The sequence below is a fragment of the Isoptericola croceus genome (assembly GCF_029382255.1).
Classification (GTDB): Bacteria; Actinomycetota; Actinomycetes; order Actinomycetales; family Cellulomonadaceae; genus Isoptericola; species Isoptericola croceus.
On the sequence record NZ_JARLLG010000032.1, the window covers coordinates 1 to 405 of the forward strand.

Genomic DNA, 405 nt, shown 5'->3' on the forward strand with positions numbered 1-405 from the left:
TCTGGGATGTCTGTGGCTTTAGGCTAGTGTTAGGGGTAGGAAGTTTTTTCATAGATGATGTATTTGTTGTTCATAGCGGAACCGTGGATATGAGGCCCGGATTCATAGAAATGAGGATGAAAGGAGGAGGGTTTTTGTAGCGAGTGCAATGGGAAATAATTCTGGTGGGAGATTTAGGAAGCTTGGGTTCAGGAATAGGACGGTGGTTAGTGTGTTTATTAGTATAATGTTGGCGTATTCGGCTAAGAAGAATATGGCGAATGGTCCGGCGGCATATTCTACATTAAATCCTGAGACTAGCTCTGACTCTCCTTCTGTTAGGTCAAATGGGGCGCGGTTGGTTTCAGCAAGGGTAGAGATGTATCATATTATTGCGAGGGGTCATGCGGAAAAAATGAGGTAGAT

Annotated in this window: 1 protein-coding gene; it reads right to left on the reverse strand. The window is 44.2% G+C overall.

The features are described from left to right. Positions 1–102 precede the first annotated feature (102 nt). Positions 103–360, reverse strand: coding sequence for an NADH-quinone oxidoreductase subunit H (locus PZC42_RS24300; protein WP_086427247.1), 258 nt, complete (start codon positions 358–360; stop codon positions 103–105). Positions 361–405: the final 45 nt, after the last annotated feature.